The organism is Bradyrhizobium sp. INPA03-11B, assembly GCF_040446015.1.
Lineage (GTDB): Bacteria > Pseudomonadota > Alphaproteobacteria > Rhizobiales > Xanthobacteraceae > Bradyrhizobium > Bradyrhizobium macuxiense_A.
In genome coordinates this window covers 1-12,440 of the sequence record NZ_JASGSR010000051.1, presented here as the reverse complement: position 1 = coordinate 12,440, position 12,440 = coordinate 1, and the positions used below count along the sequence as shown (strand labels likewise).

General features: G+C 64.7%; 12 protein-coding genes and 1 tRNA gene. 6 read left to right on the top strand and 7 right to left on the bottom strand.

All coding sequences use genetic code 11. From position 1 onward, the window contains the following. Window positions 1–323: 323 nt before the first annotated feature. Window positions 324–1,148, top strand: coding sequence for a hypothetical protein (locus QMZ05_RS21600; protein ID WP_353702567.1), 825 nt, complete (start codon window positions 324–326; stop codon window positions 1,146–1,148). An 83-nt stretch (window positions 1,149–1,231) separates the two neighbouring features. Here the strand turns inward: QMZ05_RS21600 and QMZ05_RS21595 are convergent, their stop codons facing one another. Then, window positions 1,232–1,705, bottom strand: coding sequence for an Hsp20 family protein (locus QMZ05_RS21595; protein ID WP_279710437.1), 474 nt, complete (start codon window positions 1,703–1,705; stop codon window positions 1,232–1,234). A 220-nt stretch (window positions 1,706–1,925) separates the two neighbouring features. Between QMZ05_RS21595 and QMZ05_RS21590 the strand changes: the two genes are divergently transcribed. After that, window positions 1,926–2,873, top strand: a complete 948-nt coding sequence (locus QMZ05_RS21590) for an alpha/beta hydrolase (RefSeq protein ID WP_353702566.1) — start codon at window positions 1,926–1,928, stop codon at window positions 2,871–2,873. Between the two features lie 70 nt (window positions 2,874–2,943). Here the strand turns inward: QMZ05_RS21590 and QMZ05_RS21585 are convergent, their stop codons facing one another. Together QMZ05_RS21585 and QMZ05_RS21580 are read right to left on the bottom strand one after the other, a co-directional pair. Then, a complete protein-coding gene (locus QMZ05_RS21585) occupies window positions 2,944–3,597 on the bottom strand; it encodes a hypothetical protein (RefSeq protein WP_353702565.1) in 654 nt (217 codons plus the stop codon). A 60-nt stretch (window positions 3,598–3,657) separates the two neighbouring features. Continuing rightward, the gene (locus tag QMZ05_RS21580; RefSeq protein WP_353702564.1) at window positions 3,658–5,457 is read right to left on the bottom strand and encodes a tetratricopeptide repeat protein; all 1,800 of its coding nucleotides are present in this window, start codon (window positions 5,455–5,457) and stop codon (window positions 3,658–3,660) included. Window positions 5,458–5,695: 238 nt separating this feature from the next. Between QMZ05_RS21580 and QMZ05_RS21575 the strand changes: the two genes are divergently transcribed. Next, window positions 5,696–6,331, top strand: a complete 636-nt coding sequence (locus QMZ05_RS21575) for a LysE family translocator (RefSeq protein WP_353702563.1) — start codon at window positions 5,696–5,698, stop codon at window positions 6,329–6,331. Between the two features lie 69 nt (window positions 6,332–6,400). Here QMZ05_RS21575 and QMZ05_RS21570 read toward each other — a convergent pair whose 3' ends face one another. Further along, on the bottom strand, window positions 6,401–7,153 hold the full coding sequence (locus QMZ05_RS21570; RefSeq protein WP_074131861.1) for a sulfite exporter TauE/SafE family protein: 753 nt from the start codon (window positions 7,151–7,153) through the stop codon (window positions 6,401–6,403). Between the two features lie 92 nt (window positions 7,154–7,245). On the opposite strand from QMZ05_RS21570, the gene QMZ05_RS21565 reads away from it, so the two are divergent. Continuing rightward, window positions 7,246–8,139, top strand: a complete 894-nt coding sequence (locus QMZ05_RS21565) for a LysR family transcriptional regulator (RefSeq protein WP_074131862.1) — start codon at window positions 7,246–7,248, stop codon at window positions 8,137–8,139. Between the two features lie 7 nt (window positions 8,140–8,146). Here QMZ05_RS21565 and QMZ05_RS21560 read toward each other — a convergent pair whose 3' ends face one another. The 3 genes from QMZ05_RS21560 to QMZ05_RS21550 form a co-directional block, all read right to left on the bottom strand. After that, window positions 8,147–9,115, bottom strand: coding sequence for a tripartite tricarboxylate transporter substrate binding protein (locus QMZ05_RS21560; RefSeq protein ID WP_353702602.1), 969 nt, complete (start codon window positions 9,113–9,115; stop codon window positions 8,147–8,149). An 86-nt stretch (window positions 9,116–9,201) separates the two neighbouring features. Then, the gene (hisN, locus tag QMZ05_RS21555) at window positions 9,202–9,981 is read right to left on the bottom strand and encodes a histidinol-phosphatase (RefSeq protein ID WP_353702562.1); all 780 of its coding nucleotides are present in this window, start codon (window positions 9,979–9,981) and stop codon (window positions 9,202–9,204) included. A 681-nt stretch (window positions 9,982–10,662) separates the two neighbouring features. Further along, window positions 10,663–11,550, bottom strand: a complete 888-nt coding sequence (locus tag QMZ05_RS21550; RefSeq protein ID WP_353702561.1) for an N-formylglutamate amidohydrolase — start codon at window positions 11,548–11,550, stop codon at window positions 10,663–10,665. Window positions 11,551–11,855: 305 nt separating this feature from the next. On the opposite strand from QMZ05_RS21550, the gene cpdR reads away from it, so the two are divergent. Together cpdR and QMZ05_RS21540 are read left to right on the top strand one after the other, a co-directional pair. Continuing rightward, entirely contained in the window at window positions 11,856–12,215 is a 360-nt protein-coding gene (cpdR, locus tag QMZ05_RS21545; RefSeq protein ID WP_016843340.1) for a cell cycle two-component system response regulator CpdR, read from the top strand. A gap of 79 nt (window positions 12,216–12,294) precedes the next feature. Next, window positions 12,295–12,369: transfer RNA gene (locus tag QMZ05_RS21540), tRNA-Val, on the top strand. Window positions 12,370–12,440 lie beyond the last annotated feature (71 nt).

Sequence of the window (12,440 nt, the reverse complement as noted above, 5' to 3'; positions counted from 1 at the left end):
CCCGGGGCGGCGAGGTCCTCCTTACGAAGGGTCTCGTTGCAATCCCCATGCCGGGATGGCCTCGAAATTGAGACAGCCTTACTGTCCTAACCTCGACCTTGCCAAATTTTTGTCTATCACACAAGCGCGAGGAAGTCCTCGCCCGCATGCTTGGAATGAACGGCTCGGCCGGCTCGCCGCGCCCCCGATTCGAAGCAAACACGCCGTGATCTGGCCCAAGGAGCGACCAAGGACCGCCGAATTTCAAACTGAAATTTTGCTCCCGGGCAAGCCTCCAAGAGAGCGGGAAGCTCCTTAGGGCGGGGCAGACAGGAGTTACGGCGATGAAGTTGTTCACAGGTTCGGTTGCAGCCGCCGCCCTCGCGCTCAGCGCAGTCTCGGCCGAGGCGCAGCTCGCGACGTCCGCCCGGATCGGCAGCCCGGCTTTCGTCAGGGTCTCCGACATGGATGGGCCTTTGGACGGGCCCTACGCCGCCATGCCCGAAGTTCCGCCGCCGCCGCGCTTTGGCCGCGTCCCGAGCCTGCTGCCGCCGGTCGAGATCTACACCGTGCTGCGCGAGAACGGCTATCTGCCGCTCGGCGCCCCGCAGCAGCGCGGCTTCGTCTACACGATCTCGGTAATCGACCAGGGCGGCGACGACGGCCGGCTGGTGATCGACGCCCGCGACGGGCACATCATCCGCTTCACCCCGGCCAACCGGCTCGGCGACAATTACGAGGAGGAGATGAGCGCGACCTACGGCCCGGTCGGTCCGATGCCGCGGGCGATCCAGGCCCGCGTGCCGCGGCCGCCGCTCCCGATCCCCCATGTCGCGAGCCGTGTGCCGGTGCCGAAGCGCAGCCCGCTCAACGCCAAGGCGCAGGCTCCCGCTGCTGCTCCGGCGACCCAGGCTCCCGCTCCGGCGGCCCAGGCCGCCGTGCCGCCGACCGCCACGTCGCAGCCAGCGCCCGCCCAGGCAGCCGCACCCGCGCCGGCCGAGCAGGCCGCGGCTGCGCCGAAACCGGCCGAGACCCAGGCAGCCGCGGCGCCGAAGCCTGTCCAGCAAGCCGAAGTTCCGACCGTCGGGCAGGCCGCGCCACCGCCGGCGGCACCCGCGCCCGCGATCCTGCCGACCCAGGAAATGCCCAAGGTGCAGGGGCTGGAATAGCGGCAACCGGCAACAAAAAAACGCCCCGGTTTCCCGGGGCGTTTTCGCGTTCAGCCAATATCTGCTGACGCGGGGGGCATTCCTTAGGCCGCGACCTTCGCCGAGCCGTCGACGACCTGCGGGGCCTTCTCGCCGCCGCCGATCGGAATGTTGCGGGGCTTCTTGGCCTCGGGAATCTCGCGGACGAGATCGACGTGGAGCAGGCCGTTCTCGAGCGAAGCGTTCTTCACCTGCACGAAGTCGGCAAGCTGGAAGACGCGCTCGAACGCGCGGGAGGCGATACCGCGATAGAGCACTTCCGAACCGTTGCCGGAGTTCTCGTTGGCGGATTTCTCGCCCTTGATCGTCAGCGTGTTCTCCTTCGCGACGATCGAAAGCTCGGCCTGCGAGAAGCCTGAGACCGCGACGCTGATCCGGTAAGCGTTCTCGCCGGTGCGCTCGATGTTGTAGGGGGGATAGCCGGGGCTGCCGTCCGAGGTCACCTGATCGAGCAGGTTGAAGAGGCGGTCGAAGCCGACGGTGGAACGATAGAACGGAGTGAGGTCGTAGCTACGCATAGGGTAGTCCTCCAATGAGCGACTGTTTCAGTTACCCGCCCGCCATCGGGCCGGGCTTAGATGTGTGCAGCCTCATGTTCCGGTTCCGAAACACTGGTAGCGGCCTGCACTGAGGTGATATGGGAGGGGTCACGTCGCGTTCAAGAGGCGGAAACCGCGTCGCTTTTTTTGGCGCAGGCGTCCTTGATCTCCACCCTGTCTCACCACGCCGGTCTCCCGCATGACGCTCGTCTCGATTCCCGCCAATCCGGTCCCGGAGGACGTGGTCAGCGGCACCATCAAGACTCCAGACGGAGCTGAGCTGCGCTTTGCGCGCTGGGCTCCGCCGCCCGGCCGCAAGGGCACGGTCTGCGTGTTCGGCGGGCGTGGCGAGATGATCGAGAAATATTTCGAGACCGTGCGTGACCTGCGCGACCGCGGCTTTGCGGTGGCGATGATCGACTGGCGCGGGCAGGGCCATTCGTCGCGGCGGCTACGTGATCCGCGCAAGGGCTATGTACGCGACTTCGCCGACTATGAGACCGACGTCGAGACCTTCGTACAGCAGGTGGTGCTGCCGGATTGCCCGCCGCCCTATTTCGCGTTGGCCCATTCGATGGGCGGCGCGGTCCTGCTGCGGGTCGCACATGCCGGCAAGCGCTGGTTCGACCGCATGGTGCTGTCGGCGCCGATGATCGACCTGCCGCGCAAGCGCGTGTCGTTCTTTCCGAGCGCACTGCTTCGGATCATGCGCTGGACCGGGCAGGGCGGCAACTACGTTCCGGGCGGCGGCAGCGAGCTGGTCGGCCTCGCGCCCTTCATCGGCAATCCCGTGACCAGCGATCCGGTGCGCCACGCCCGCAACGCGGCGATCCTGGAGGAAGACCCGACGCTCGGCATCGCCGCACCGACGATCGCATGGGCCGACACCGCGTTCACCGCGATGCGCACCTTCCGCGGCATGTCGTATCCGTCCGAGATTCGCCAGCCGATCCTGATGTTGGCGGCGAGCAATGACGAGGTGGTGTCGACGGCCGCGATCGAGGAGTTCGCCTATCATTTGCGCGCCGGCTCGCATCTCGTGATCGCCGGCTCCAAGCACGAGATCCTGCAGGAGCAGGACCGCTACCGCGCGCAGTTCTGGGCGGCGTTCGACGCCTTCGTGCCGGGCACGCCGCTGTTCAAGTGAACCATAGCGTTTTCGAGCGAGGTGGACGCCGGCTCGCGTGAAGAAAACGCGTCAAAAAAAGAATCTAGCTCTACAGCAGCGCAACGATGCGGTCGGGAAAGCGCTTTTCCACAAACAGGGTCCTGACCTCGGCGACGCTGAGATAGCGATCCTTGCCTTCGCCCTTGCCCATGATGTCGAGCAGCACCGGCCACTCGCCGAGCATCAAGAGCGGATAGTAGCAGTGCAGCATGGCGTAGGACGGCGGATGCTCGTCCTTGGCGCGCTGGAAGTTCGCGGCCATGAAGGTCTTGATCTCGGAGGCCGATAGCCCGCGTTCGACGCTGCCGTCGGGGGTCTTGTAGTCGCTGCCGAAGGTCGCGAGCCGCGCGATCTCGTCCTCATGCACGACGGCATGCTGGTCGAGGATGCGCGAGCCGGCGCCGTGCTTGTCGAGCGGGCCGTTGCGCAATTCGTCGAGGATCGCGCCCTGCAACAGGCTGCGCATTTGGCTGAACGGGCCGATGCCGTTGGCCATCTGCGCGACCATGAAGATCTTGGCGCCGGCGTTGAGCGCCGGAAGGCCGGTCTTGCCGGTAGCGCGGTCGATGGTTTCGGTCAGCTCTCGCAGCGGCACGATATGGCCGCCGACATAGCCGCCGGCGACCAGTGCACGCAGGAACGGGCAGGGATTGTCAGGGGAGACCTGCGGGGCAGGCACCGCGCTTGCAGCCGTATCGGACATCAAACCACATCCTGAAAAGCTTCAGCTTAAAAAGCATCCATTACCGGTGGATGAATTCGCTCAGGAGTCGACGGCGAATTTCGACGCGGATGCAACCAGAGCGATTTTGCCGAACGGGAGGCCGGCTTTCAAGAGGCCGTCGCGATAATGCGCGATGTCGGCCGGGTTCTTCCAGTGGAAATTGCGCAAGTGACGTTCGACCGTCAGCTTGGGATGGTTGGCGAGCAGCGCCTCGGCTGCCTGCGCGGCCTCCTCAGTGCGGCCGAGCTGGGCGAGCGCCGCGGCGCGCACCGCAAGACCCTGCAAATGGTTCGGGTTGAGGTAGAGCGTTTCGCGCGACCACGACAGCGATGCATCATACTGTCCGAGCAAATAATGGCTGAACGCGTTCAAGGCGCCCCACTGGTAGCGCGGGTCGCTGTTGCCGCGCTGGACCGCCGTCGAGAACAGCTCGACCGCCTGGCGATGGTCGCCGATCACCATGTGGCAGATTCCGAGCACGCCGCGCGCGCCCATGTCGTAGGGGTTGAGCTCGATCGCCCGCTTGATGGCATCCATCGCGGCTTCGTAATGGCCCTGCATCGCGTGCAGATAGGCCAGCAGCGAAAATGCGAACGAGGAGCGCGGATCAAGTCGGACGCTGCTCTCGGCCAGGCTGACCGACGAGGCCCACAATTCGCGCGTGCTCGGAATCCAGCCGAACTGGATGCTCTGGATCTGGATCAGCGCGAGATAGGCGCGCGCGATCGACAGCGCGGGATCGAGCTCGATCGCTTCCTTGAACAGCGCGATCGAGGTTTCGCAATCGTTCTTGGTCTGCTGGTAGTAGTGCGACAGACCCTTCAGGAAGCGATCCCACGCGGTCAGCTCGGAGTTCGGCGAGCGTGCCGGCGCCGATGCTTCGGCGCGGTAGATCTCCTGCGCGACCGCAGCGGAGAGATTTGCGGTGATCTCGTCCTGCATCGCGAACAGGTCGCCCATGTCGCGATCGTAGCGGCCGGTCCACAACTGCTCGCCCTTTTCGGGCGCGATCAGCTCGGCGGTGACGCGGATCTTGTTGCCGGCGCGCCGCACCGAACCCTGGATCAGATAGGTGGCGTCGATCTCGCGCGCGATCAGGCGGGTCGAGACGTTCTTGCCCTTGTAGGCGAAGGTCGAGTTGCGGCTCAGCACGCGATAGAAGGATTGCAGCGACAGCGCGTGGATCAGATCCTCGGTCAGGCCGTCCGAAAAATATTCGTCGGCGCTGCCGCTCAGATTGTCGAATGGCAGCACGCCGACGATCGCGGTCCGGTATTGTCCCGGCAGATGCGGCCCGTCCTCCGGCGCGTGCTCCTGGGTGTCAGTCCCGGCCGGCGCCCAGGTCCAGACATTGACCGGTTCGGCGATGTTCTTGAAGCGATGCGGGCCGGCATCGACCAGGCTGACGGCAAGCCGCCGTCCCGCCTCGGTGCGGGCCTTGTCCGACACCGCGATGCCGCCGGGCGTCGCGACCGTCTCGAGACGGACGGCGATGTTGACGTCGTCGCCGAACACCTCGTCCTCGTCGGCCATCACGTCGCCCATGTGGACGCCCATTCGGAAATGCATGGCGCGGTCGGCCGGCAGATGCTCGTTGCGCTCGGCCATCAGGGTCTGCATCGCGACGGCGGCCTCGATCGCGCCGATGATGCTCGGAAATTCCAGCAGGAAGCCGTCGCCGGTGTTTTTGACGATTCGGCCGCCATGGTTGAGGATGATCGGGTAGATCGCGCTGCGATGGGCCTTGAACGAGGCATGCGTCCCCGCCTCGTCGACCCCCATCATGCGGGAATAGCCGGCGATGTCAGCGCAAAGAATGGCAGCGAGCCGTCTTTCCATGTCTCCTGTGCCCTGGAATGGCCACTTAGCCGAGGTGACCGAATCCGATACTTACAAGACAGGCCGGGTCCGGCGGAAGCTCGGTTTGCGGGCACCTATAATGCATAGTAGCAGGAATTGGCATGCGACCAACGGATCGTACAGCCCGTTTCTCTACTGAATTCGTGTGTCGCTGGGATGGCGCAGGTTGGCTGACCGTCCTTTCCGGTTCGTTACTTACATAGGATAATCTCGCCGAATGCTGGGAATTCACGAACTTTGGCTGTTTGTCCTGTCCGGGCTGCTGCTTAACGTCACGCCGGGGCCGGATACCGCTTATATCATCGGGCGCACGATTCAGCTCGGATGGCGCGGCGGTGCCGCTGCGGCGATCGGTATCAGCTGCGGCTGCCTGGTCCATGTGCTGGGCGCGGCGATCGGGCTGTCGGCGCTCCTGATGGCGTCGTCGACCGCATTCCTGGCCGTCAAGCTGATCGGCGCGGCCTATCTGGTGCTGACCGGCCTGCAGATGCTGCTGGCGCGCGCCAAGCCGATCGCCGAGATCGCGGGGCAGGCCGGCGAGACCTCGATCTCGCGCGTGTTCTGGCAGGGGGCGCTGACCAACATCCTCAACCCCAAGGTGGCGCTGTTCTTCCTGGCGTTCCTGCCGCAATTCGTGGCGGCGGATTCAGCCCACAAGACGCTCGCCTTCCTGGTGCTCGGGCTGATCTTCATCACCGGCGGCACGCTGTGGTGTCTTGGCCTTGCGGCCTTCGCGGCGAAGGCCGCCGGCCGCATCCGGCAATCGACCGGCGTGATCGCGTGGATCAACCGTTCGCTCGGCGCGCTGTTCATCTATCTCGGCGTCCGCGTCGCGATGCTGGAGGCGCGCTAGGCGTCGCCAGAGCGTTTTCGAGCGAAGTGGTTTACCGCTTCGCGTGAAGAAAACGCGTCGAACAAGATTCTAGCCGTGGATCTTGAGCAGCGCGCTGCCGGCAAGATAGATCCCGAGCAGGATCATCGCGATCAGGAACCAGCGGCGGAAGACGTCCGGCTGCATCCGGGTGCGGACCGCCTGGCCGATGAACATGCCGATGAATGACGCCACCATCGCCACCGCGCCGGGCAGCGCAGTCGCCGCGGTCAGCAGCCCCGAGGCCGTGAGGTTGAAGGCGAGCGCCAGGGTCGCGGTGGTGAAGAAGACGCCGAGCGCCTGCACCAATTCGTCCCTTTCCATGCCGATCGCCTGCATGAACGGCATCGAGGGGATGACCTGAACGCCGGTCGCCGCCGAGATCAGCCCGGTGATGACGCCGACGATGCCGCCGATCCATTTCTCATTGCGCCGCGCGACCTTGAAGTTGAACCTGCTGAGGCCGACGATCGCGTAGATCACCAGCAGCACGCCGAGCACGACAGTGCCGTAGGCTGCGTAAGGTCCGGTCAATAGTCCGGCATTGATCCAGATTCCGGCGACGGTGCCGAGCATCAGCGGCCACAGCCGCCTGAGGATGTCGCGCAGATAGGGGCCGACGAAGGTCTGCCAGATATTGGTGACGATCGCCGGCACGATCACGATCGCGATCGCCTGGCCCGGCGCCATCGTGGTCGCGAGCAGCCCCATCGCGACCGTCGGCAGACCGAGGCCGAGCGTGCCCTTGACGAAACCGGCGAGCAGGAAGGCGAACGCGATGAAGATCAGGAGATGGTCGACCATGGCCGGACATTGACCGATCGACGCGATCGGCACAATCTGGAGGTTACGGAGTTAGCCTTCGCGATATCCGAAGGAATGGGGCGGGACACGTCATGCGGTTCGACCTGATCGATTTGCAATTGTTCATCGCGGTGTCCGATGCACGCAGCATCACGCAGGGCGCTGCGCGGGCGAACATGGCGCTAGCCTCGGCCAGCGAGCGAATCAAGGGCCTCGAGGAGGCGCTCGGCGTCGCGCTGCTCAAACGCGGCCGCCGCGGCGTCGAATTGACGGCGGCAGGCGAGAGCCTGCTCGGCCACGCCCGCATCGTGATCCACAATGTCGAGGCGCTGCAGAGCGATCTTGCCGCCTATGCCAGCGGCGTCCGCGCCAACGTGCTGCTGCTCGCCAACACCTCGGGCCTGTCGGAGCATCTGCCGCGGGCGCTTGCGGCCTTCCTGCACGAACATCCCGATATCAGCGTCGATGTCGAGGAGCGCGAGAGCACCGATATCGCGACCGCGATCGCCAGCGGCGCCGCCGATCTCGGTTTCGCAGCGGAGCACGCGCTGCCGGACAGCGTCGAGCGCTTCCTGTTCAGCGAGGACCGCCTGATGCTGGTGGCGCCGCGGCGCAGCGATCTCGGCAACCGCCGCCAGATCGACTTCCAGGAGGTGGTCGGGCGCGATTTCGTCGGCCTCACGGCGACGTCTGCGTTGCAGGTCCATATTTCCCGCCATGCGGCAAAGCTTGGCGCGCGGCTGCGATTCCGCGCCCGCCTGCGCGGCTTCGACGCCATCTGCCAGATGGTCGCCGCCGATGTCGGCGTCGCCGTGATCCCGGAAACCGCGGCGCGCCGCTGTGCGGCGTCGATGGCGATCACGACGATCCGGATCCGCGACGGCTGGGCCAACCGCCGGCTGACGATCTGCGCCCGCAGCTTCAAGGCGCTGCCGCGCGCGGCCAAGCAGCTCGTGGAATATTTGCGGTCTGAAGCGCAGCGCTGACGACACGCTACTTCGTCGTCACCACGCCGGCATCCTGGATCACCTTCGCCCATCGCTTGATGTCGGCGGCGATGAAGTCGCGGAAATGCTCCGGCGTGTCGCCCGCCAGCGTCAGGCCTTGCTCGGCGAGTTTTGCCTTGACCGCCGGATCGGCCATCGCATCGGTCGCGAGTTTGTTCAGTCTTGCGACGATCGCCGGCGGCGTTCCGGCAGGCGCGACCATGCCATACCAGTTCTCGATGATCAGATCGGGCATGCCGACCTCGGTCGTGGTCGGCACGTCGGGCGCGGTCGGGGCGCGTTCGCGGCCGCCGAGCGCGATCGGCCGCAGCGCGCCGGCCTTGATCTGCGGCAGGATCACCGGCAGGTCGAGGAAGGTCATCTGCACCTGCTGACCCAAGAGATCGTTCACCGCCGGCGCCGCGCCGCGATAGGGCACGTGGACGATGTCGATCTTCGCCGTCAGCTTGAACAATTCGCAGGCCAGATGCGGCAGGCTGCCGGGGCCTGAGGAGGCGAAGTTGAGCTTGCCCGGCTGCGCCTTGGCAAGCGCGACCAGTTCGCTCATGTTGTTCGCCGGCACGTTGGTGGCGACGACCAGCATCTCCGGCACGGTCGCGACCAGCGTCACCGGCGCGAGATCCTTCAGCGTGTCGTAGGCGACTTTTTCCATGCTCGGGCTGATCGCCAATGCGCCGGCGCTCGCGATCGCAACCGTGTAGCCGTCGGGCGCGGCCTTCGCGGCCGCGTCGGTGCCGAGCACGCCGCCCTGGCCGGCGCGGTTGTCGACGATGATCGGCTGCTTCACCAGTTCCGACATCTTCTGCCCGATCACCCGCGCGATGATGTCGTTTGGCCCGCCGGGCGGGAACGGGACGATCAGCCGGATCGGCTTGGCCGGGAATTCCTGGGCCGAGGTGGCAACGGGCGCGAGAAGCAGGAGAAGGACTGCCAGCAGCCTGCCGCACATCGTCATGCCGCCCATCCCTGACTTTTCTCGTTGCCGTCAGGATGGGCGCAGATCAGCCGGCCGGCAACTCAAGAAATCAGGCGATGAGAAGCTCAGGCGTTGAGCAGCTTCATCGCAGCTTCATGCACGCGCGGATCGCCGGCTGCGATGATGCGGCCGCCGCCTTGCGCCGGCTTGCCGTCCCAGGTGGTGACGACGCCACCGGCGCCGGTGACGATCGGGATCAGGCCGGCAATATCGTAGGGTTTCAGCTCGGTCTCGATCACGAGGTCGACGTGGCCGGCTGCGAGCATGCAATAAGAGTAGCAGTCGCCGCCGTAGCGCGACAGGCGCACCGCTTGCTCGACGCGGCCGAAGCGGGCGCGGTCATCCGGATTCATCAGTAGCGGGCTCGTGGTGAAGACCGTCGCCTCTTTCAGCGTGGCGCAGCGCCGCACCGAGAGCCGCCGTTCGCCCGACGGCCCGGAATAGTTCGCCGAGCCGTTGTCGCCCAGGAAGCGCTCGCCGATATAGGGCTGGTGCATCATGCCGAATACCGGCGTACCTTTGTGCAGCAGCGCGATCAGCGTGCCCCAGATCGGGAAGCCGGCGATGAAGGACTTCGTGCCGTCGATCGGGTCGAGCACCCAGACATAGTCGGCGTCCTGCCGCTCATTGCCGAACTCCTCGCCGACGATGCCGTGCTGGGGGAAGTTTGCCTTGATCAGCCGCCGCATCACCGCCTCGGCGGCCCGGTCGGCCTCGGTGACCGGATCGAAATCGTTCGAGCTCTTGTTGTCGACCGAGAGCGAGGTGCGGAAGAAGGGCAGGATGGTTTCGCCGGATGCGGTCGCGAGGCGGCCGATGAAGGCGGTAAAGTCGATGACCGTCACGGCATGTCCCCGAAATGCGCAAACGACGCGGAAAGCATCGAATGTGCTCTTGCCTAGAGCCTTTTCCGTTCCGATGAAACCGGAACGGGGCTCTAGATTCTTGTCTGACGCGTTTTCTTTGCGCGAACCGGTATCCACTTCGCTCGAAAACGCTCTAGCTCAATCCAATGCGGCGCGCACGATTAACGGAGTGTTATCCCAGCCTGATGACCGGTTCCGGACTTTCGATTTGGCTTCGGATTCGAAAGCCTCCCCGGCTCCAGAGCGGATCACGAAGTCGCGAGTTCTGGTATACAAGCTATGCGCAAACCGCCATCCGGCCGGAATTTCTTCTTTAAGATGTTGATATTGAATAACAAAAATTGCCGATCTGGACCTGTGGCAAATTCGACAGCCTACTAACAAATACGCGGGAAATGTTTCGAAAGTTCTTGCGTTTTGTGCAGCGCGGTCGCATATTGTTGCGGTGCGGTAGCGCCTCGCGCTATCGCTGCCCTCCTTGGGCGTTTCCTCCCTAGACTTGGGCCGCTTGTTCATTCAAGCGGCCCTTTTTTCTTGGCTCTTCCTTGGCTCTACGTTTCCAGGCGTGAATGCAGAATCCAATTTCGCATCCGGTCACGCCGCCAACTGAATTCCCGGTTCACGACTTCGTCGATCACCGCAGTCGATTCGAGGACGCCGCTACTCCGCCGCCGCCTGGAACGGGCCGAGATCACCGAACGGGATCTTTGCGAGCGCATCCGCGAGCGTCGCGAAGTCGGCTGCCACCTGGGCGAAGCGCGGTCCGCGCTCGCGGTGGCGCTCATCCATATAGACCGCGCGGTTGAACTCGATCTGCACGGTGTGCAGGCCGCTCGCCGGGTTGCCGTAGTGCTCGGTGATGAAGCCGCCGGCATAGGGCTTGTTGCGGCCGATCGAATAGCCGAGCGAGCTCATGATCTCCTCGACCAGATCGGGCAGCAGCGGCGCGCAGCTCGTGCCGTAGCGGTCGCCGATCACGACATCGGGCCGGCGCGGCTCGTCGCGCGATACGCCGACCGACGGCATCGAGTGGCAGTCGACCAGGATCACGGCTCCGAACGCCTGGTGCGCCTTGTTGATCAGCCGGCGCAGCGCGCGGTGGTAGGGCTTGTAGAGCACCTCGATCCGCCGCAGCGCCTCGTCGACGTCGAGCCGCTCGCGGTAGATCTCCTGCCCGTCGCCGACCACGCGCGGGATGGTGCCGAGGCCGCCGGCCACCCGCATCGAGCGCGTGTTGGCAAAGCTCGGCAGCCGCCCGGTGAACATCCGCGGGTCGAGCTCATAGGGCTCGCGGTTCACGTCGACATAGGAGCGCGGGAAGTTGACCCGGACGATGGGAAAGCCGCGATCGCTCACGCCGGCGATCAACTCGTCCATGAAGCTGTCTTCGGAGCGGCGCAGCGACGCCACATCTATGCGCGACGCCTCGAGGAATTCGGCAGGATAGACCGAGCCCGAATGCGGGGAATTGAAGATGATAGGCGCGCGCCAGGCCTGCGGCTCAACGATCTCGAACGGGGGCGACAACTCGCCAGCAAATTCGGTCATTCCCTTGGCGCCGTCCCTTGCGTCCGCCTCGCTCCGCAAGAACTGATTCTGCGGGAAAAGCGGAGATTTATGGGCAGGCATTGTCGGTAATCGCGATCATTCTGCCAAGTGAAAAGAGTGTGGCACGCCCTGGAACGCGTCTTAAAAGCGGGAAATGCCGCACCCGGTTGATTCGATGGCGGGTTGGGTCCAGAAATGCGTGGTGCGCATTTGCCGCTGGCTTGACGCAAATTTCACCCGAAATTTACCGTCTGTCGGGCTTACTGTTCGGACTGCTCCTCAAGCCGGATTCGACGATTCCTGCCATGCCGAAAATACTTCTCGCCGAAGACGACACCGATATGCGCCGCTTCCTGGTCAAGGCGCTCGAAAATGCGGGTTTCAAGGTCTCGCCGCACGACAACGGCATGTCGGCCTACCAGCGGCTGCGCGAGGAGCCGTTCGAAATGCTGCTGACCGACATCGTGATGCCCGAGATGGACGGCATCGAGCTGGCGCGCCGCGCCTCGGAACTCGATCCCGATATCAAGATCATGTTTATCACCGGCTTCGCCGCGGTGGCCCTCAATTCCGATTCGGAGGCGCCGAAAAACGCCAAGGTGCTGGCCAAGCCCGTGCACCTCAGGGAATTGGTTAGCGAAGTGAATAAGTTGCTGGCGGCCTGATTCGCCAAAAAACCTTCACTTTGTATCCTTGCCTGCCCCGCCGGTGTCCGTTATAGGGACCCGATCCAAACATGGCTTTGGGTGCGTAGCTCAGCGGGAGAGCACTACCTTGACATGGTAGGGGTCACAGGTTCGATCCCTGTCGCACCCACCATCCTTCGCTCGCGAAGCGAGAGAAGGATGCCACGCCGAAGCCCAACGGGCGGAGCCGGGCCGTTGGCCGCG